The organism is Actinomadura physcomitrii (assembly GCF_008923205.2).
In the GTDB taxonomy this organism is placed as follows: domain Bacteria; phylum Actinomycetota; class Actinomycetes; order Streptosporangiales; family Streptosporangiaceae; genus Spirillospora; species Spirillospora physcomitrii.
Map to the genome: position 1 here is coordinate 142,904 of NZ_WBMS02000017.1, position 17,433 is coordinate 160,336.

Annotated in this window: 21 protein-coding genes; 6 read left to right on the top strand and 15 right to left on the bottom strand. The window is 69.5% G+C overall.

Going from position 1 to position 17,433, the window contains the following annotated elements:
* The first annotated feature begins 28 nt into the window (after nucleotides 1-28).
* Together F8568_RS22495 and F8568_RS22500 are read left to right on the top strand one after the other, a co-directional pair.
* Nucleotides 29-505, top strand: coding sequence for a glycine-rich domain-containing protein (locus tag F8568_RS22495; RefSeq protein ID WP_151594791.1), 477 nt, complete (start codon nucleotides 29-31; stop codon nucleotides 503-505).
* A gap of 21 nt (nucleotides 506-526) precedes the next feature.
* Nucleotides 527-1,330 (top strand): phosphotransferase family protein, encoded by an 804-nt coding sequence (locus F8568_RS22500; protein WP_151594790.1) that lies wholly within the window; start codon nucleotides 527-529, stop codon nucleotides 1,328-1,330.
* A 43-nt stretch (nucleotides 1,331-1,373) separates the two neighbouring features.
* Here the strand turns inward: F8568_RS22500 and F8568_RS22505 are convergent, their stop codons facing one another.
* From F8568_RS22505 to F8568_RS22570, 14 genes are all read right to left on the bottom strand, one after another.
* On the bottom strand, nucleotides 1,374-2,855 hold the full coding sequence (locus F8568_RS22505) for a hypothetical protein (protein ID WP_151594789.1): 1,482 nt from the start codon (nucleotides 2,853-2,855) through the stop codon (nucleotides 1,374-1,376).
* Between the two features lie 24 nt (nucleotides 2,856-2,879).
* The gene (locus F8568_RS22510) at nucleotides 2,880-3,263 is read right to left on the bottom strand and encodes a hypothetical protein (RefSeq protein WP_151594788.1); all 384 of its coding nucleotides are present in this window, start codon (nucleotides 3,261-3,263) and stop codon (nucleotides 2,880-2,882) included.
* A gap of 122 nt (nucleotides 3,264-3,385) precedes the next feature.
* Nucleotides 3,386-4,168, bottom strand: coding sequence for a hypothetical protein (locus F8568_RS22515; RefSeq protein ID WP_151594787.1), 783 nt, complete (start codon nucleotides 4,166-4,168; stop codon nucleotides 3,386-3,388).
* Nucleotides 4,169-4,174: 6 nt separating this feature from the next.
* Nucleotides 4,175-4,603 carry a hypothetical protein gene (locus F8568_RS22520; protein WP_151594786.1) on the bottom strand — a complete coding sequence of 143 codons (429 nt, stop codon included), beginning with the start codon at nucleotides 4,601-4,603 and terminating at the stop codon, nucleotides 4,175-4,177.
* A gap of 26 nt (nucleotides 4,604-4,629) precedes the next feature.
* Nucleotides 4,630-5,490 carry a hypothetical protein gene (locus F8568_RS22525; protein WP_151594785.1) on the bottom strand — a complete coding sequence of 287 codons (861 nt, stop codon included), beginning with the start codon at nucleotides 5,488-5,490 and terminating at the stop codon, nucleotides 4,630-4,632.
* 299 nt (nucleotides 5,491-5,789) lie between these two features.
* On the bottom strand, nucleotides 5,790-6,353 hold the full coding sequence (locus tag F8568_RS22530; RefSeq protein ID WP_151594784.1) for a hypothetical protein: 564 nt from the start codon (nucleotides 6,351-6,353) through the stop codon (nucleotides 5,790-5,792).
* Nucleotides 6,354-6,387: 34 nt separating this feature from the next.
* Nucleotides 6,388-6,792, bottom strand: a complete 405-nt coding sequence (locus tag F8568_RS22535; protein WP_151594783.1) for a DUF4913 domain-containing protein — start codon at nucleotides 6,790-6,792, stop codon at nucleotides 6,388-6,390.
* Nucleotides 6,793-6,874: 82 nt separating this feature from the next.
* Nucleotides 6,875-8,689, bottom strand: a complete 1,815-nt coding sequence (locus tag F8568_RS22540; RefSeq protein ID WP_151594782.1) for a type IV secretory system conjugative DNA transfer family protein — start codon at nucleotides 8,687-8,689, stop codon at nucleotides 6,875-6,877.
* Nucleotides 8,686-10,107 carry a hypothetical protein gene (locus F8568_RS22545; RefSeq protein ID WP_151594781.1) on the bottom strand — a complete coding sequence of 474 codons (1,422 nt, stop codon included), beginning with the start codon at nucleotides 10,105-10,107 and terminating at the stop codon, nucleotides 8,686-8,688. Before F8568_RS22545 ends, F8568_RS22540 begins: the two co-directional genes overlap by 4 nt.
* Before the next feature lie 41 nt (nucleotides 10,108-10,148).
* Nucleotides 10,149-11,624 (bottom strand): SCO6880 family protein, encoded by a 1,476-nt coding sequence (locus F8568_RS22550; RefSeq protein WP_328600945.1) that lies wholly within the window; start codon nucleotides 11,622-11,624, stop codon nucleotides 10,149-10,151.
* On the bottom strand, nucleotides 11,614-13,029 hold the full coding sequence (locus F8568_RS22555; protein WP_151594780.1) for a hypothetical protein: 1,416 nt from the start codon (nucleotides 13,027-13,029) through the stop codon (nucleotides 11,614-11,616). Before F8568_RS22555 ends, F8568_RS22550 begins: the two co-directional genes overlap by 11 nt.
* Complete coding sequence (locus F8568_RS22560) at nucleotides 13,026-13,562, bottom strand: hypothetical protein (RefSeq protein WP_151594779.1); 537 nt, start codon at nucleotides 13,560-13,562, stop codon at nucleotides 13,026-13,028. The genes F8568_RS22555 and F8568_RS22560 overlap by 4 nt, the downstream gene beginning before the upstream one ends.
* A gap of 230 nt (nucleotides 13,563-13,792) precedes the next feature.
* Nucleotides 13,793-14,137, bottom strand: a complete 345-nt coding sequence (locus F8568_RS22565; protein ID WP_202125113.1) for a hypothetical protein — start codon at nucleotides 14,135-14,137, stop codon at nucleotides 13,793-13,795.
* Nucleotides 14,128-14,691, bottom strand: coding sequence for a hypothetical protein (locus F8568_RS22570; protein ID WP_151594778.1), 564 nt, complete (start codon nucleotides 14,689-14,691; stop codon nucleotides 14,128-14,130). The genes F8568_RS22565 and F8568_RS22570 overlap by 10 nt, the downstream gene beginning before the upstream one ends.
* A gap of 186 nt (nucleotides 14,692-14,877) precedes the next feature.
* On the opposite strand from F8568_RS22570, the gene F8568_RS22575 reads away from it, so the two are divergent.
* Both F8568_RS22575 and F8568_RS48460 read left to right on the top strand, forming a co-directional pair.
* A complete protein-coding gene (locus tag F8568_RS22575; protein WP_151594777.1) occupies nucleotides 14,878-15,192 on the top strand; it encodes a helix-turn-helix domain-containing protein in 315 nt (104 codons plus the stop codon).
* Nucleotides 15,193-15,219: 27 nt separating this feature from the next.
* Nucleotides 15,220-16,200: a C40 family peptidase gene (locus F8568_RS48460; RefSeq protein ID WP_328600944.1), complete on the top strand. Its 981-nt coding sequence runs from the start codon at nucleotides 15,220-15,222 to the stop codon at nucleotides 16,198-16,200.
* Nucleotides 16,201-16,231: 31 nt separating this feature from the next.
* Here F8568_RS48460 and F8568_RS22585 read toward each other — a convergent pair whose 3' ends face one another.
* Nucleotides 16,232-16,591, bottom strand: coding sequence for a hypothetical protein (locus F8568_RS22585; protein WP_151594776.1), 360 nt, complete (start codon nucleotides 16,589-16,591; stop codon nucleotides 16,232-16,234).
* A gap of 168 nt (nucleotides 16,592-16,759) precedes the next feature.
* On the opposite strand from F8568_RS22585, the gene F8568_RS22590 reads away from it, so the two are divergent.
* The gene (locus F8568_RS22590) at nucleotides 16,760-16,960 is read left to right on the top strand and encodes a hypothetical protein (protein ID WP_151594775.1); all 201 of its coding nucleotides are present in this window, start codon (nucleotides 16,760-16,762) and stop codon (nucleotides 16,958-16,960) included.
* Nucleotides 16,957-17,292, top strand: coding sequence for a helix-turn-helix domain-containing protein (locus F8568_RS22595; RefSeq protein ID WP_151594774.1), 336 nt, complete (start codon nucleotides 16,957-16,959; stop codon nucleotides 17,290-17,292). The genes F8568_RS22590 and F8568_RS22595 overlap by 4 nt, the downstream gene beginning before the upstream one ends.
* Nucleotides 17,293-17,433 lie beyond the last annotated feature (141 nt).

Consider the following 17,433-nt stretch of genomic DNA (forward strand, 5'->3'; position numbering starts at 1 on the left):
CCAAACCACAGCCGCGCCGGAGGTGCACATGACCGTCACTCTTGATCGGGCGGAAGCGACCGCCCGCGACCCCCGCGACCTGGTCACGCCTGAGCTGTTCCAGCAGATGGTGGACGACGTGGTGATCTTCGACAAGGTCACTCGCCCCTATGCCGAGCGCGGCGTGGAGCAGTTCCTGGTCTTCATGAAGGCGTGGGGCGACACCATGACCGAAGTCGGCGGCGACGCCCGCGCCTGGGTGAAGTTCGCGCCCTCGCCCGCCGTGGACAAGATCTGGCACCGCTCCATGATGCGCACGCGTACCTTCGCGGCCGTGTGCGACATGGTCGCGGGCCGGTTCATGCATCACCTGCCGATCATGGATGAGGACATCCGGTCCGGGCAGGCGTCCGAGCGCGGCCTGGCGGCGATGCGCGCCACGGGGTACCGCGTCGATCTGGAATGGTGGATGGACGGCGAGTCGTGCTGCCCGGAGAACTGCGCGCAGCCACCGATGAACGCCTGACACCACCACGGGGATTGATCCATGCGCAGCCACTGGTCCGACCTGCCGCCCGAGGTGCTCAACGCGGTCACGGCGCACACCGGCCCCATCCGACGGGTCGAGACCGCGCCCGCCGGCAACCACGCCGACATCGCCGGGACCATCCACACCGCGGACGGCCGGCTGTTCGTCAAGGCCGCACGCAAGACCGCGCCGGGCACCGACGGCCCGGAAGTCCGGTCGCTGCGCTGGGAAGCCGCGATCAACCCCCACGTCACCCAGTACGCCCCCCGCCTCCACTTCACCGTGGAGGCGGGCGGGTGGCTCCTCCTGGCCTTCGAACACGTCCAAGCCCGGCACGCCGACTACACCCCTGGCTCACCCGACCTGGACATCCTCACCAAGATCATCGATAGCCTGCAGGCACACCCGCTCCCCGATGTGCTGGAACGCAAGCGCGTCGAGCGCCGCTGGGAATCGATGGGGGACATGACCCCACTGGCGGGCAACACCCTGCTGCACGCCGACCTCAACCCCGCCAACGTCCTACTCGGCGGCAACGACACCGCCTACGTCGTGGACTGGACGTTCGCCGGACGCGGCGCCGCCTTCCTCGAGCTGGCGCTCCTCATCCCCTGGCTACTCAAAGCTGGCCACATCCCGACCGAAGCGGAGAGTTGGGCCGCGCGGTTCCCAGCCTGGACGTCCGCTGACCCGGCCGCCGTCGACCTGTTCGCTCGCGTCTTCGCCGACAAATGGCAGGCCAACCTCGCCACGAACACCGAGGCGTGGGCGCTCGAACACGCCGCAGCCGCGCGCCAATGGGCCGACTATCGGCTGCACTGACCGGCTAGTAGCCACGAGCGACTCGGGCGGCCTTCGCGGTGCTTCAGGGAGTTGGCCGCTTTTGGTTCTTCCCCCAACCGCCGTTCGGTGACGGGCTTCGAAGTTCTGCTTGCGAGTCGGCTAGGCACTCTCCGATGGGGGTTGGGAAGCCAGTGGCGGCGAGGGTGCTTTGCGTGGGTGCAGCTTTGCTGGCTGCCCGGCGCATGATGAGGCGTGCTTCGTCGGTGTGGTCTGGGTTGTCGGCTGCGAGGGCTTGGATGGCGCGTCCGAGTGTGGTGGCGGTTTGGATGCCTTGTGCTTCGGTGGCTTCGTAGAGCCCAAGTAGTCGGCGGGTTGATGCCGGGACGCGGGGGCTGAAGCTCGGGCGTTGTTGTTGCTGTTGGAGGACGCTCATGACCGCCACATCGTTGAGGGCGGTGTGGTGGTTGGCGGCGATGACATTGCAGGCCTCCAGGGCTTTGAGGGCTGCGGTCGCGATGTGGACGGCGTCGGTCGTGTTGGCGGCGAGTTCCTCAGGTAGTTTCACCCGGTAGGAGGCGCGTGGGCTTGGTGTCCAGGCGGGGTCGGCGTGGATGATGCGGCCGAGGCGGATGATGAGGTCGCTGGCGTCAGTGGCAATGCTGGTTACGGGGTGGCCGAAGCTGTCGTAGGCGTCCCAGCGTCGGGTGATCGCTTTCCAGCGTCCCGCGGTCCTCCTAATGGATGGGGTGACCTGCTTGAGGTGCGACACCTGGTCGGTCTCGTTCAGTTCCTCCATTCGACGAGTGAGGTGGAGGATGGTCTTGCTGTTGAGGTCGCAGGTGATGGCGGCTGCGCGGGCGAGGTAGCGCCAAGTGGTGAGCGAGCCAGGTGCGTTGGGATTGTTCAGGCGTTGGATGCTGGCGTTGAGTCCGGCGAAGGCGTGCTCCAAGGTTTCGCCGACTGCGGGCGGAATCCGTTCGGGGATGTGGTGGAGCGGGACGGAATTGATCGGTGGCCGCTCGTTCGTGCCGAAGACTCTGGACAGGACGGCGGCGGTCAGGAGCGGCCGGGTGGCGGTGTTGGAGGGCGCGCCGGTGTGTTTGGCCAGGTGGCCGACGGTTGCGGTGTGGGTGCTGAGTTGATGCAACAGGGCGCGAGCGGTGTCGGTGGCGGCGATGGTGGGTGCGTCGGCCGAGACGGGTTCGGTGAGCCCCGTCGGGGCGTGAGAGACGAGCAGGTCGAGGCCGCAGCCGAGAGCGATGGAGACGCAGCGGATCTTCTCGGCGAGGACGGATTCGGGTGCTTCGGTGGTGGAGCGGGGGCCGAGGAGTTGTTCGGCGTGGTTGATGAGGGTGGAGGCGCGGCGGGCGGCGTCCCGCACGCCGTGGTCGGGTGTGTGCGGGACGCCGAATCCGGTGGCGATCTGGTCGTGGTAGCGGACGAGGACGTGGGCGAGTTGTGAGAGTTCGGCTCGGACGGCGGGTTGGGCGGCTTGGTGGGCGATGTCGGGTGCGTGGACGGCGTGTTTGAGGTCGGTCAGGTGTTCGCCGGCGAGTGCGGTCATCTCCCCGAAGGTGACCATGGGCGCCTACCGGAGGGCTTTGCGGAGCCGGCTGGCGTGCAGGGCCGCTTGTAGGCAGGCCATCTTGTCGTCGGGGTCGCTGGCCAGTTCGGCGGCGCGGACCAGGCTCTGGGAGACCTTGCTGGCGAGTTCGAACAGGGCGTTGGCGGTCGCGTTGGCGGTGTCGTGGTCGGCCGGGGCGGCGGCCTGCAGGGAGGGGGCTTGGCGTAGGGCGCGGTGGGCTTGGGTGGCTTCGCCTTCGGCCATGCCCCAGGCGATGAATCCGTCGGGTTCCTGGGCGGCGAAGGCGGTGATGACGCGTTCGGCGTGGGCCAGGTCGTTGAGGGCGGTGTTGAGGAGTTCGGTGAACCAGGTCTGGCGGACTTGGGCGTGCTCGTGGTCGTGGGTCATGTGCGGGTCCTTGGTCCGAGCGGATGGGGCTGGCGCCGTGCCGGGCGTGCTGGGCTTGGACGGATCCGGGCTTGGCCGTGTTGATGGAAAGAGGTCGTGGGCATCTGAGCTCCTGGCTGTAGTCAGGCTGCTTGAGTCGGGCCCTGCCTGGGCCTGGACTGTTTGGTGGAATGACCGGGGTTGGGTCCTGAAACGGGTGGGATGCCTTTGGTGATGTCGTGCGGGAAGTCGTTGGCGGCGGCTGCGGCGTCACGTGGACGGTTGGCGGGCGCGGGCGGTGGTGGTTTGGGGTCGAGTTCGTTGCGCAGTTGGTGTGCGGGGACGCCCGACCAGGAGCTGAGCGCCTCGATCAGGTTGTCGCAGGAGCGTTTGACGGCGGCGCGGTCAGGTGCCGTGGCGGTGCTGAGGCGGGCCGCGAGGCTGATGTAGACGCGTTCGGCCTGGTCGGCACGGGAGACGGTGCCCAGGGACGTTTTGGTCGGTGGGAAGGGTGGTGCTGGGGCCAGGTGATCGGCGGGCGTGGCGAGGACATTGGGGATGCCGGGGACTTCGACGAGGTAGATCGTCCCGGCGTCGGATCTGCTGGTGGTCCAGCCGACGATGGTGCCGCAGCGGCCGCCGTGCAGGGGGAGGCGGACCTGCTCGCCGACCTTGTACGGTGCGGTGTCCTGGCCGGGATTCTGTGAGGTGATTGCCCGGCCGCTGGCGATGACTTCGGCGAAGTCGAGGTCGTGATCGATGGCGTAGTGCTCCAGGTCGTTGATCAGAGCGCTGAGCAGGGCTCGGGTGTAGAGCGGGTCGCGGTCGAGCAGGGAACCGCCGCCGGGGAAGGCGCGCTGCTCGTAGGTGCGGATGATCTGGGTGGCGCGGGCCAGCTGCGTGGCGTTGAAGTCGTGGGCGGTCATGGGCGCCTACTTCAGAGCCGCGTGCAGGCGTCCGGCGTGGTGTGCGGCCTGCAGGCAGGCGACACGGTCACCGGGATCGGCGGACTTGGATGCAACGTTGAGGATCGCTTCGGTGACGACCAGGACGAAGCCGGCGATCGCCTCGACGAGTTCCTGGGTCTCGCCTGTGGTCATGGGCGCGGCGCTGGGCCAGGCGAGGGTGGGGGCCTGCGACAGCACCCACCATGCGTCGATGGCGGCGATGGTCGCGGTCTCGGAGTCGAGACGGGCCTGATCGTTGCCGATGTCGGGCAACAGGGTCGTGGTGCGCTCGATCAGGTCCACGCCGAGGAAGGCGGCGGTGAGTAGCGCGGGGATGGAGTCGGCGGCTTTGATCTGTCGCGTGAGGTACTGGAACTGGTGCTTCAGGAGATCCTCCGTGGTGCTGCTCTTCATTGATTGGGCGGCCGCCGCGAGGCGGGTCAGCGGCTGGGGTTGGGCGGCGGTTGCCGGGTGCGTGACGCGCGGGTCGTGGCCGGCTTCTGGTCGCCGGCGATGCTGTCGGCCAGCGGGACCGGGAAGGCTTGGGCGGCGAGTTGGGCGGGCGTGAGCCGAGCGGTCGATTCTGCGGTTGCTGCCCGAGGCGCCGGCTTGGTGGTGTCATCCAGTTCTGCTGCGTTCAGGTGTTCGGCGACTCTGTTCAAGAGCAGGTCGGTGACGTTGCGTTCGTGCATGTCGTTCCAGGTGGTGAGCGCGGCCAGCAGGGTTTGGTGGTCCCGTAGGTCGTCCTGGCTTGGTGCTCGGCTGTGGACGTCTGCGGCGGCGATACGGGTTGCCGCGTCGACCAGGAGCTGTTCAGCCTTGAGCGGGTCGTGGACGTCACCTTGGTTCGTGGGCGTGGTGGGGAAGGGTCGCGCAGGCTCCAGGTCGGCGGCCAGGACGGGCTGGTTCTGGGTCTGTCCGAGGAAGTGCACGTAGTACTCGGTCTGGCCCTGCTCGGAGACCAGCACGCCGGTGACAGTGCCCCGCGTCGGCTGCCCCAGCAGGATGGCCTCGTCGGCGGCGGGACCTTCGAGCTGGACGGTCGAGCCGATGGCGAAGGCGTTGGGGTTGTCGCGTTCGGTGTCGTAGTAGGCCTGCGCTTCGGCGGCGATGTCGTTGAACTCGATTCCGCGGCGTTCGGCGTAGTGCATCAGGTCGACCAGCAGGTCGCTGATCAGCTCGCGTGCGTCCTCGTCGTTGGTGCGGTGGTCGAGGTGCTCGGTCTGCTCGAAGAGGGCTTGGAAGGAATCGAGAGCTGCGGCTCCGAACTCGGCGAACTCCTCGGCGCCGGCTTCGGTCATGCAACCTCCATCGGGTCGGTGTGCTGGCGGCTTGAGTGCTGAGGCGATCTAGGGGCGGCGCGGGCGCCGCTGGGAACGCTCCGGGAGCCTGCTGGCGGCGGGCGGTGCAGCAGGCTGCAGAGGGTCGAGGCCTTGTGGGAATCCCATTGCGGCCAGCCGGGCGGCGGGGGCCGGGCCCCCGCCTGTGGGGGTTGCTGGGTTTGCCCGTTGAGCGGTGGCGGGGGCGAGTGCGGGAAGATGGTGCGCAATCTGTTCGGGGTTGCCGCCGGACCAGTCCGCCAGGGTCCGGGATAGCCGGGTCAGGTCGTCGAGCTTGTCCTGGTACGTGATCGGGGGGTGGTCGGCGTTGCGCTCGAGCCAGGCGGTGAGGGCGATGATCGTCTCTTCGGCATCGCGCGCATGGTGCACGACTCCGGCTGTGCGCGTGGCGATGGGCAGGAGCGGGTCCGCCGGTTCCAGTTCGGACGCGGTGACGTGTACGGCTTTGCCCGGACGATGCAGCGAGCGTCGCTGCCCGATGTTTCGGTGAGGGAGGTGATGAAGCCGCGCCAGCGCGGGTACCGGGGCCTGGCTCCGGTGGCGGTCTCCTGCTGCCGGATCTGCACCTGGGCGCCGAGCCGGAAGTTGTGGACGGGATCGGCTTCGGCCCCACCGCGATCGACGCTGCGCTGGTGCAACTCCTCGAGAGTGTCGTGGACGTCCAGGCCATGTTGGGCGGCGTAGCGAGCAAGATGCTCGAGCAACGACTGGACGAGTAACTCGGCCAGGGATGTGTCGGTGCGGTGGTTGAAGACCTCCTCAGGGAGGAGTTGCTGTTGGTAGGCGTCGAGTGCGAGCGCGGTGGCTTCCATGCGGTCGGGCATGCGGATCTCTCCAGGTGCTGTGAGCGGGGTTGGGTCAGGCCTTGGCCAGAGCGGGGGCGTCGTGGTCGGGGCCGAGCCAGCCGTCGGGGACTGGGGTGACGCGGGCTTCGTGCGGGGAGAGGTGTTCGTTCTCGGTGCATTGGTAGAAGGGGCCGCGGGGGCCGAGGAGGACGGGGAGCTGGTGGTCGAGGTGGTCGCGGTACCACAGGGCCATGCCGGTGGCGCCTTGCAGGCGCATGGCCTCCCACGCGTACCAGAGCGCGGTGAGGCGGGAGATCGCCTCGCCGTGGTGCCACCACTGGGCGCACCAGCGGAACTCGCCGCCGAGTGTGCGGCGGTACATGGGGACGAAGTGGGTCGTCACCCAGCTGGTCAGGCTCGGATACAGGGGCTTGAGCTTGTCGCCCCCGGGACTGGCTGCGACGTTTTCGACGGGCATTGAGCCTCCTGGACTTCGGTGTTGGGCATGGCGAGGTCACCGTCTGTCTCGGCGGGGATTCGTGGGGTGGCGAGGCGCGGAGTTAGGCGTCCAGCTCCGGTGGCTGAGTGCGTTCGGGTTGGGCGTGGTGGCGGCGGGCGGCTTCGGCGATGGCGGTGTCGGCGGTGCTGATCGCCTTGTTGATGGCTGTGGCGTGGGGGCCGCGGTACCAGGGGCGGAGGCGGAGCAGGGCGGGTTTGGTGCCGGTGGCCAGCAGCAGCGCGGTGCCGGTGGGCAGGGCGCGGATGTCGGCGGCTTCGAGGATGTCCTGGCGGCGCAGGGAGATTTGTTCGCTGGTGCGTCCGTCGTTGTAGGTGATGGAGCGGACGGGGACGTCGTGTTGGCCGATGAGGGTGGCCAGGTCGCGGACGAGGCGGGGGGAGTCGATGCCGGCGCCGATGATTTTGCGGGTGGCGGCGCCCCACAGGGCGGCCATGCCGGGTTCGCCCCAGACGGTGACGCCTTGTTCGTAGCTTTGCAGGATGGTGACGGGGGTGATCCCGCGCGACCCGAGGTGGGAGTACAGCTGGGGGAGGTCGGCGATGCGGCAGATGTTGGCGGCTTCGTCGAGGGCGACGATGAGGGGTGGGTCGAGGCGTCCGCCGGCTTGTTCGGCGCGGCGTTCGGCGGCGCGCATGGTGGTGTCGGTGAGCGCGGCGATCAGCGGCGCCGCCGCCGACAGGGATTTGGACAGCAGGTAGAGGGTGTCGCGGGTGTCGGCGAAGGTGTGTGGGTCGAAGACCGGCAGGTCGCGGGCGGGGGTGACCCAGGCGAGGATTTCCTGGTCGCGCAGAGCTTTGGCGGCGGTGCGGGCGGTCTGGTAGATCCCGTCGCGGGTCTCGACCGCACCGTTCTGGGTGCCCTTCAGCGAGGACGCCATCAGCGCGAATCCGGCGTCTTGCAATAGTTCGATGGGGGTGGGGACGGCGGGTTCGTCGAGCCATTGGGCGACGTGGTGCAGGGAGCGGCCGGAGGTGGCGGCGGCCAGGAACAGCGCGCACAGCAGGTCCTGGGCGGCCGGTCCCCACAGGTCCTTCTTCTGGCCGTCGTCGACGGTGAGGACGAAGTGCCCAGCGAGGCGGTGGGCGTCCTCGACGGTGGTCAGCCCGGCGAGGGGGTTCCACCACCAGGTCTGCGGTTGGTAGGTGATGTGCTGCGGGTCGAACAGCCAGGTGCGCCCGTGGGTGCGTTCGGCGCGGACGGTGGAGATCGCAGCCCACAGATCGGCTTTGTTGCTGGTGGCGATGACCGGCCCCGGCGCCGACAGCACGTGCGGGATGGACTGCGTGGTCGTCTTACCGGAGCGGGGCGCCATGAACGCGATCACGGTGTCCTCGAACGAGGCGAACAGCGTCGGCCCACTCCGGTCACCGGGCAGAAGCACGTCGCCGAGGACCAGACCGATGTCGTCGCGGTCGAGTTGCTCGGGCGGTGAAGTGAGGGAGCGGCGCAGCGCGACGGCCTTCTTCGCGGTCGCGGCCGGTTGGAGTTCGGCGAGGCCGGGGTTGTCGGCCAGCGCAGTCACCGCGTCCCCGGGGCGTGGAAGGCGTTCTGCGATGCGCCGCCAGATCGCCCAGCCGACACCAGCCAGTGCGGCGAGCAGCAGCACCAAGATGACCAGGACCAGCGGCGTTGGCGTTGCGGGCCAGGCGGTTTGGAAGTGGCGGCGGGCGATCGCGAGGGCGAAGTCCGCGCCGAAGTGGGCGACGGTTCCGCCGGTGAGGGTTGCTGCGAGCTTGGCTGCGACCCATACGAGCCAGAGGGCGGTGATGGGTGTCCAGCAGGCGGCCAGGACGAGCCAGGCTGCGCCGGCGTTGGTGTCGAGGATCGAGGCGCGGGGGCCGAGGGCTCGGGTCATGCGGTCGCCCGGATGGCCTGGTCGGTGTCGTAGAGATCGATCTCGGGACCGACGAGGGAGAGTTCGACGGGGATGCCGAGGCGTTCGCCGGTCTTGATGAGGTACTTGCCGCGGCCGGGGTGGCGGGCCCCGGGCTGCCAGGAGTCCGGCGCCGACCAGGAAGTGACCAGCTGCTGCTCGGGGCCGGTGAGCGGGGTGATCTCATGCACCCGAGCCAGTTCGCGGGGCGGGAGGCCGGCCAGGACGGTGATGGCGGAGCGGTCGGCGAAGCCCTTGGCCTTGGCGCGGTCTTCCTCGGTGGCCAGCGCGTCCAGGTCGGCGAGCGAATGCGTGATCATGATCGATGCCATGCCCTTGGCGCGGTTGAGGCGCGTGAGGGCGTCGGCATGCTCGACCAGCCCAGGCGCGCCGCGCAGCGCGCGCCACAGTTCGTCCATCACGCCCAAATAGGAGCGGCGCGGTGCGGCGTGCAGGTCGGCCAGAGCGGTCGCGGCGTCGACCATGCCGAAGGCGTAGGCCCAGGTGCACAGCATCGCGGCGGTGAGGAGTTTGTCGCCGGCAGCGCGGACCCGGGAGATGTCGACGCTGATCGCGGGGGCGTCCAGATTGAGCGGACGGGTGGTGGCGGCGTCGAACACCCCGGCCAGGGAGCCGGAGATGAGCAGGTCGAGGGTGAAGACCAGGTCGCGGGTCTGGGCGCGGTAGGAGTCGCCGGTGTCGGTGCGCGTTGCTGAACGCAGCTCGTCGGGGCCTTGCTCCAGGACGTGCAGAACGTCGGGAATGGTGGGCTCGTGGTCGAGGCGGTCGTCGAGGAGGTCGATGGCGCGGCCGAGGACGACCTCTTCGGCGTTGGTGATGCGGGCTTCGCGGACCAGGGTGGCCAGCGCGAGCAGCAGGGACAGGCGACGGGAGCGGACTTCCCAGCGCAGCGTTTCGGCATCGGCGCCGGTGAGACGTTGCCGCGCGTCCCCGAGCGGTCCGGCGTCGAGGGGGTTGATGCGGTCGACGCCGCGTCCGACGCGGATGACTTGTCCGCCGAGGTAGTCGACCAGGCGGGTGTAGTCGGGTTTGGTGTCGCCGAGGATGATCGGGGTGGTTCCGGTGGCGACGGCGCCGGTGACCAGGCGTTTGACCAGCGTGGATTTGCCGGTGCCGGGTTGTCCGAGGACGAACATGCCGGGGTTGGTGACCAGGCCCGCCCGCAGCCAGGCCAGGGGGTCGAGGCAGACGACCTCGCCCCACAGTTGGTGCCGTCCGACCGGGGTGCCGATCGTTGGTGTGCCCGAGCCGGCGGTGAAGGGATAGAGCCCGCAGACCTGGCTGGTTGTGGCCTGGTATTCGGACGCGGGCTCGATGTGGGCGGCGCGTCCGGTATCAGGGGCGCGCCAGCCCCAGGCAGGCGCGAGCGGATCAGCCATGGCTTGTGCTTCAACCGAGGTCATGTGCTGTGTTCTCCGGTTCAGTGGTTGAGGCGGCGGGAGAGCTCGGGCGGGCAGATGCCGCACGGCAGGGTGGTGGCGAACCCGGCGGCCTGGCTGCCCCAAAGCCGCCGCAGCCGGATCTTGGCCGCATCAGCGGACGCCTCGACGTGCGCGACGGCGCGGCGGAGCTGCTCGGGGCCGGTGACGGTGACGGTGGCGTACATCGACACCAGGCACACCCCGGCGCCCATCGCCTCCTCGGCCGCGGCTTGGCGGGCGCGCGCCGAGTCCCAGCTGTCGCGAGCGGTTTCGTCCCGTCCGGTGCGGCGCCGGAACTGGGCGCGGAACGCCGCCGCGTTCACCTCCTGCTGCAGCACACGACTCGCAGCCGCCGCGGGCAGCGCCCGGTACTGCAGAGTGACGCGTTTGGGGAACGGGCCGGGCGCGACGAGGCGGGCGAGGATGTCGGAGCGAACGTTCTGACGGGGCGGCTCGTGCCAGGCCCAGCTCACCGAGACACCACCGTCGTGCTCATAGCGGTCGGTGTGCTCGGTCGCAGCGACCGGCCCTGCGTCACACCAGCCCAACACCTCATCGGCTCGCGGCCCAGTGAGGAGGCGATTGACCTCGCCGCGGGCGTGCGGATCGAACGCGGTCCGGACCGTCCCGGCGATCTCCGCTGCGGTCGCCCTGCCCTGAACCGACACTCCGCAGCCGCTGAGCCGGGACGCCAGCCCATCGAGGACGCGGCCGAGGTCGGCGACCGCCTCGAACAGGTCCTTGGGCGCAGCGGCCGAGGATTTAGGGTCGAAGGTGACCGAGACGCGAGTATCGACATCGGCCGCCGCAGCCGGCGCCGCCTGCACCAACTCGTCCATGACGGCCCGCGCCCGCTCAGGCGCGCTGCGCATGACGGCCTGCTGGACGGCATCGGCGAGCGTGGACCCGGGCTCGGGCGCCGTATCGACCGTTACGGTGACCCACCGGACGGCGGGCATGTGACCGAGGGCGGCGAGCCAGCCGCCCCAGGCCGCGACCCAGGTGTCGGCGTCGGTCCGGTCGGCCAGCCAGGTCGAGGTCGGCACCACCCGCAAGGTTGCGGTGAGCAGTCCGGTGCGCCGGTCCCACACGATCCCGTACCGGCCGCCGTAGCCGTCCTCGGCACTCAGCAGCGTCAGCGGCGCGAGCACGCCGGGGAGTTGGAAGGCGCGCGGGTGGTCGATGACGACGCCGGCGTGGTAGCGGTTGTGGCCGCGTAGCACGCCCCATCGCCACCGGCACCGCGCCACCACCAGCCGCCCGACCGGCACCCCACCGACCCGGATCAGCCCCAGCCCGCCCACCACCGCAATCGGCGGGAGAAGGTAGATGAGCGCACCGGGTGCGATGGCGGCGACCAGGACCAGCAGCATCGCCACGCCGAGCGCGATGAACGTGGCGGTGGTGTCCAGCCCGAGCAGCCCGATGCCATGCCGGCGCCGCCAGCCACCGTAGGTGCGGATGTCATGCCCCACCTGCGCCACCTCCTTCACCGGCCGCGCCCGACGGGCCGCCAGAGCCACCTGTGTCCGTGGAGCCGGCGGGGTTGCCCATCCAGCGCAGGGTGTCCGCGCCGCGATGCCGCTCGCGTTCAGCCGTCTGCATGGTCGCGGGGCCGACCGGCTCACCGTGACCACCGTCGGGTGGCGCCCATCCGCTTGCGCTACCTGCCGTATTTCCGGTGGCCGCGACCTGGTCGGAGCCCCGTGGCGTGCTGCCTGCGGGCACACCGGGATCAGGGCTCGGAGAATCCGCGGCGCCGATGTCGGCGGAGCCGCCCTGGACCCTTTGCCCGGAGTCGGGTTGCGGTGGGGGCGGCGCGGCACCAGAGGGTGTGTTGTCCTGGTCGCCGAGCTGCTGGTTGAGGTAGTCGGCGTGCTCGCTGGCCGCGCGGCCGTCGCCGCTGGAGCCGCTGGCCGCGCCGTATCCGCGCAGAGCACCGAGGGCGGTGGCGCCGCCCATCAGGGCGCCGAGGATGCCGCCGCCGCTCCCGGATTCCGCGCCGCCGGTGGTCCAAGTGAAGAACTTCAGCAGCACCGGGAACGCGATCAGGCTAATGAGCATCATCGCGAATCCCATGAGCACCGAATGCAGGTTCTTGCCGGTCCCGATGAGGGTGAACGCGGTCGCATAAACGGCCGCTGCAGCGGGCTTGTAGAAGATCAGCGCGAGCATCCAGCCCCCGACACGGGTCAGCCACGACCGTGTCGCGGCGGTGAGCCCTCCGGCCGCGGCCAGCGGCAGGAGCCCGGCCAGGATCACCAAGGCGGCACCGCGGAACAACAGCAACAGCGCCTGAATCATCCCGATGAACAGCGCTACCAGGCACAGCACCAGAACCAGCGCCGCCGGCGTCCCGGTCGGGATGATGACGATCTCGGCCATGCGCTTGGCGAAGCCGCCTTGCGAGGAGGCGTTCAACACCCAGCCGCACCACTGATCGCCCCACTGCAGCAGCAGGTTCGGCAGCACCGTCCCGATCGCGGTCACGGTGGCCAGCACCAGCAGGCCACGGCCGACGTCGATCGCGGGGGCGGCTTTGCGGGTCAGCGCCATCTTCCCGGCGACCACCAGAAGCGCCAGCACCGCGACTGCGATGGTCAGCGGCTGTACCAGCAACTGCAGGTATCCGATCGCCGACTCGGTCTCCAGGTTCGGCGAGGGCGTCTTCACCCACCAGGACGCGGTGTGGGAGATCAGCCATCCGACCGCGGACTGGAACGCCTTGGCCGCATCCTCTAGAGCGTTGCTGCCGATCTCGCCGGGGATGTCGGGCATCGGCGGGCCCCAGGGGTGGTCGTCGTTGTCGACCGTCTGCACGCAGCTCGGGTCCAGCACCGATGAGCACGGATCCCGCGGCAGCAAGAGCAGCGTCATCATGAGCGGCCGCCTCCGTTCGGGAAGCGGATGTAGCCGTCGGCAGAGGCGATCGAGGCTGCCGCCCCGCCCCAGGTCCCGCCGGGCGGGGCGATGACGCGCCAGTCGTCGTTCTGCCATTGCAGCTGTATTCGGGTGACGGCCCGCACCGTCATGTCGCTGTCGCCGGGGCCGGCGGATACCAGGTCGAGGCTGGCGGTGTCGGGGGAGTAGCCCTGCCAGCGGAACCCTTCCAGCACCACGTACGCGCGCCCCAGCGCCGCGCCATCATGCAGCTTTCCGCGGCGCTTGTCGTACAGCTGCCGCGTTGCGGCCAGCAGCGTGGGGGCGTCCGGGCCGATGACCTGCTTGGTGATGGTCGGCTCGAACACCTTCGGTCCCCACTGCGCGTTGGCGCGTACCGCGACGTGTACGGCGGCCAGCAGCGCCCCGGACGGTGTCCGCGCGAACCCGGACGCCAGATCGCCGCCGGTGCTGTGCGGGCCGTCCGCAGTGGAGTAGGGGAGGGTGACGCCGTGGTAGTCGCGCCAGGTCATCCCGGCGAACGATACGGGTGGAGCGGCCACCACCAGCTGGTCCTGGAGAGGCGGAGGGGTAGAAGCCCGCGTGATGTGCGGGGTCGGATCGGAAGCGGGGAGTGTCAGATGCGTGGCGAGGCCCACGAGGCCGCCGCCAACGATCGCGGTGAGGAGCAGCCCGCCGGTGCGCCGGGCCGATGAGCCGGCTGTGTGCGCCTTGCGCGGCCGTGTGATGCGAGGGAGTCGGGTCATTTGAAGAACACCCCGACGATGGGGGCGGCGGTGGCGGCCAGGCTGAGGCCGCCCAGGACCCAGGGGATGCCGGTGGCGCCGTCGGCGGCGAAGGTGGAGCGGTTCTTGCGGCCGATGGCCATTTGGCCTGCGCAGATGAACAGCCCGGCGACGCCGCAGATCAGCACGCCCCACTTGCCCCACGACAGCAGCGTGTTCATTTTGGCGTCCAGCCCCGGCGGCGGCGCCGGCGGCGGATCGGGCACCGGCACCCTTAGACCGTCCTGTGGCCGCAGCCGCCACGGCTCCTCCAGCAGCCGACCGACCTGCGCCGCGCGGAGAACGAAGAGAGTCAGCGACATCCCACCTCCCCGCGACGCTCCCCGCGACGCGCTGCGGCGCGGTCACCGTCTTCGCCGACCAGGCGGCGGAGCTGGTCGATGGCGTGTCGCGCCTTGCCGGGCAGGACGACCTCGGTCGGGTCTTCGACCAGGCGTAGCTGGCGGACGTGCGGGACCCGGACGATGCCGCCGACGCGCGCCTCCAGTAGCGCGAACCGGGCGGTGGCGTCCCGCGATTCCGGGCCGCCGTCGCTGACGATCGCCAGCGCCGCCACCCGCTCGTCCCACTCGCGCAGGACGCCGATCGCCGCAGTTGCCCGCGTGGCCGCTGCCGCGGTGTTGCGCGCCGCGAGTACGATCGGTCGGCCCTTGGCGTCCAGTGGTGCGCAGTCCAGCTCCAGCAGCGACTCGATCGAGCCCATGTCCCACGCCGTGGGCAGCAGCGCAGCGAGAGTGCTGGTGCCGGCGCCGCCGTGCGCACCGGCCACCACCACATCCAGCGCCTCGCGCTCGATGTGCGGCGCCGCGGGCAGTCCCGTTGCCGGGTGGATCGTTCTGCTTTGGCGAAGACTCACCCATACCCCCGAATCATTGCTCTGGGTTGATGAGTGATTACAGTAAGTGGCAGACTTGTGGAGCGCAAGCATCACCAAACAACTTCTTCACAAGCCAACATCACTGACAACGCGCTACCGCAGTACCCGATCCGCCACACTGGAAGGACCACCCGCACGATGTCCGCAACCCCAGGAGCCCCAGCGATGACCGACACGCCCGGCCGCGACCCCGACGTGCTCACCACCGCCGAACTCGCGACCAAACTCGGCCTGTCGCCCCAGACCGTTCGCCGGATGGCCAACGCCGGGCAGATCCCCGCGCTCAAGACCGGCAAGGACTTCCGCTACTCCTGGGAAGCGGTCCGCGAGGTGCTGCGGCAGCCCCACCACCAACCCGGGGGCCCCGCCGATGACACACAGGACGACCGACCCGCCCACGCAGCACGTAAGGGAGCCGGGTACCGCGCCCAAAACCGCGCCCGCACCGGCGCCCATAACCCCATCACCGACGTCGACTAACGCCCGGTCTCGGCGGCGGCCCGCGCGGTGAAGGCCGCCGCCACCATCTGCGCCGCCGTCCTGGCGCTCCCGCTCGCCCTCGTCCTGCTCCTGGCCGGAAAGCAAGACCCGGCCATCGGCGCCGGTCCGGTTGCGGGTGCGCCTACCCGGCTCGCCCGTGCCGACATCCCGCCCGCCTACCTGCGCTGGTACCTCGACGCCGCCCTAACCTGCCCGGGCCTGGGCTGGAACGTCCTCGCCGCGATCGGCAAGATCGAATCCGACCACGGCCGCTCCACCGCACCCGGTGTGAAGACCGGGGAGAACAGCGCCGGCGCCGCCGGACCCATGCAGTTCCTCGCCGGCACCTGGGCCACTTACGGCGTCGACGGCGATCACGACGGACACACCGACCGCTACAACCCCGCCGACGCCATTTACGGCGCCGCCCACTACCTGTGCGCCAACCACGCCGGCCAAGGCGGCAAACACCTGTACCAAGCGATCTGGCAGTACAACCACGCCGACTGGTACGTCCACAAAGTCCTCACCCAAGCCGCCGCCTACGCCACCCCCACACCCGCCGCGAGCGGACGCGGTGCCATCGCGGTCCGCGCTTCGCTGCACTGGCTCGGCACCCCCTACTCCTGGGGCGGCGGCGGACCGGCAGGCCCCAGCTACGGCATCGCCCAAGGCGCCGGAACCAAAGGGTTCGACTGCTCCGGCCTCACCCAATACGCCTGGGCCAAAGCCGGCATCCAACTCCCACGCGTCGCCGCCGCCCAGTACACCGCCGGCCCGCACATCCCACGCACCCAACTAAAGCCCGGTGACCTGCTGTTCTTCGCCACCGACACCCGCAACCCGGCCACGATCCACCACGTCGGCCTCTACTACGGCCGCGGACAAATGATCCACGCCCCACAAACCGGCGACGTCGTCCGCATCTCCCAATTCACCGGCAACCCCTACCGCGAACGCCAGTACATCGGCGCCACCCGCCCGAGCACTTCCCACAGCACAGCCTGACCGGAGGTACCGCATGACCTACTCACGTCCCTCACTCCGGCACATCGGAGAGCAGTTCACCAACCTGCGTCAACACCAGCGAGCGGACCGCTCGCTTGACACCAGCATGTTCAGGTTCACCGATCCGATCGCTTACATCCGCCCACCGTTCAAGGGCAGAGACAACCAGGGCCCACAGGTCACCAGCCAGCTCCACAATGACGGTCTGCTCAACCGGAGGCCAGGTGCCAGACCCAGGAACGCCCGGAGTCCAATGCGCCACCTGGTCCCAGCCAGCCCGGCGGATGGCCCGTCCGGTGTCGATGACACCACGAGGGTCGCCCTTCTCCGACTCGACGCTCACCTCGCTATCGATGCAGGCATCGATGACCTGCCACTGCCGAGTCGTCATCTCGACCGAGTGAGTCGCGCCCAAAGCAGATGGAGACACGAAGGATCATCGTCACCGACCTACAAGAGAGCGTCAAGAGCCACCGGAGAGCACCTCCCAGCTGACGGAGATCGTCACTACATATTCGCAATAACCTGCCCCTTCTACCGCCTGTCCGCCTGGCAGGACATGCGACGCGACCAACCCCACCTGTTCACCAAGGCATGCCACCTCGGAACCGCCATCAACGGGCGCCGTCGCACCCTCGGTAAGGACCTCGGCTACCTCACCCGCTACAACGCTCGCCTCGCCGACGTCACCCCCAACGCGGACACCCTCGCCTTCGACGACGGGGACGGCACCTGCGACACCGGCTGGTGCCTCACATGAACGCAAACACCAAGCAAGAAGACGCGCCACGCCGACCTCGGAAAGCTCAGGAGCACACCGGAGGCACTGGAAACCGAGAAACAACCGACCGTGCTGGCCACGCGGGTCGAGGCCGGATCGCTCAGGAGGAACCACCGGCGGCTGAAGAGATCCCAGGAGACGAGAGGATCCAGGTCTACACGGTCAAACAGGTCGCGGAGACTCTTCAGGTCGGCCGAGACAAGGTGTTCATGCTGATCCGGACCGGCCGCCTGCGCAGCATCAAGATCGGACGGCTCCGCCGGATCACCGCTCGCCAACTCGCCGACTTCATCGCCTCACTCGAAGAGTGACATGCGCGCTCCGTAGTGGTTGCGCTACGGTGTGCTACGCATCGTCTCGGGCCTCTCCGACGAGGGGCCCGAGGGTCGCTTCTTGATAACTCCATCGACACGAGCGCGATCTCACCTCGGCACACGCAACTGACGAGAGGA

What these genes read in the sequence shown, in the direction of transcription:
- F8568_RS22495 (WP_151594791.1), top strand. Translation starts at nt 29, where the DNA reads ATGACCGTCACTCTTGATCGGGCGGAAGCGACCGCCCGCGACCCCCGC.
- F8568_RS22500 (WP_151594790.1), top strand. Translation starts at nt 527, where the DNA reads ATGCGCAGCCACTGGTCCGACCTGCCGCCCGAGGTGCTCAACGCGGTC.
- F8568_RS22505 (WP_151594789.1), bottom strand. Translation starts at nt 2,855, where the DNA reads ATGACCGCACTCGCCGGCGAACACCTGACCGACCTCAAACACGCCGTC.
- F8568_RS22510 (WP_151594788.1), bottom strand. Translation starts at nt 3,263, where the DNA reads ATGACCCACGACCACGAGCACGCCCAAGTCCGCCAGACCTGGTTCACC.
- F8568_RS22515 (WP_151594787.1), bottom strand. Translation starts at nt 4,168, where the DNA reads ATGACCGCCCACGACTTCAACGCCACGCAGCTGGCCCGCGCCACCCAG.
- F8568_RS22520 (WP_151594786.1), bottom strand. Translation starts at nt 4,603, where the DNA reads ATGAAGAGCAGCACCACGGAGGATCTCCTGAAGCACCAGTTCCAGTAC.
- F8568_RS22525 (WP_151594785.1), bottom strand. Translation starts at nt 5,490, where the DNA reads ATGACCGAAGCCGGCGCCGAGGAGTTCGCCGAGTTCGGAGCCGCAGCT.
- F8568_RS22530 (WP_151594784.1), bottom strand. Translation starts at nt 6,353, where the DNA reads ATGCCCGACCGCATGGAAGCCACCGCGCTCGCACTCGACGCCTACCAA.
- F8568_RS22535 (WP_151594783.1), bottom strand. Translation starts at nt 6,792, where the DNA reads ATGCCCGTCGAAAACGTCGCAGCCAGTCCCGGGGGCGACAAGCTCAAG.
- F8568_RS22540 (WP_151594782.1), bottom strand. Translation starts at nt 8,689, where the DNA reads ATGACCCGAGCCCTCGGCCCCCGCGCCTCGATCCTCGACACCAACGCC.
- F8568_RS22545 (WP_151594781.1), bottom strand. Translation starts at nt 10,107, where the DNA reads ATGGCTGATCCGCTCGCGCCTGCCTGGGGCTGGCGCGCCCCTGATACC.
- F8568_RS22555 (WP_151594780.1), bottom strand. Translation starts at nt 13,029, where the DNA reads ATGATGACGCTGCTCTTGCTGCCGCGGGATCCGTGCTCATCGGTGCTG.
- F8568_RS22560 (WP_151594779.1), bottom strand. Translation starts at nt 13,562, where the DNA reads ATGACCTGGCGCGACTACCACGGCGTCACCCTCCCCTACTCCACTGCG.
- F8568_RS22565 (WP_202125113.1), bottom strand. Translation starts at nt 14,137, where the DNA reads ATGTCGCTGACTCTCTTCGTTCTCCGCGCGGCGCAGGTCGGTCGGCTG.
- F8568_RS22575 (WP_151594777.1), top strand. Translation starts at nt 14,878, where the DNA reads ATGACCGACACGCCCGGCCGCGACCCCGACGTGCTCACCACCGCCGAA.
- F8568_RS22585 (WP_151594776.1), bottom strand. Translation starts at nt 16,591, where the DNA reads ATGACGACTCGGCAGTGGCAGGTCATCGATGCCTGCATCGATAGCGAG.
- F8568_RS22590 (WP_151594775.1), top strand. Translation starts at nt 16,760, where the DNA reads ATGCGACGCGACCAACCCCACCTGTTCACCAAGGCATGCCACCTCGGA.
- F8568_RS22595 (WP_151594774.1), top strand. Translation starts at nt 16,957, where the DNA reads ATGAACGCAAACACCAAGCAAGAAGACGCGCCACGCCGACCTCGGAAA.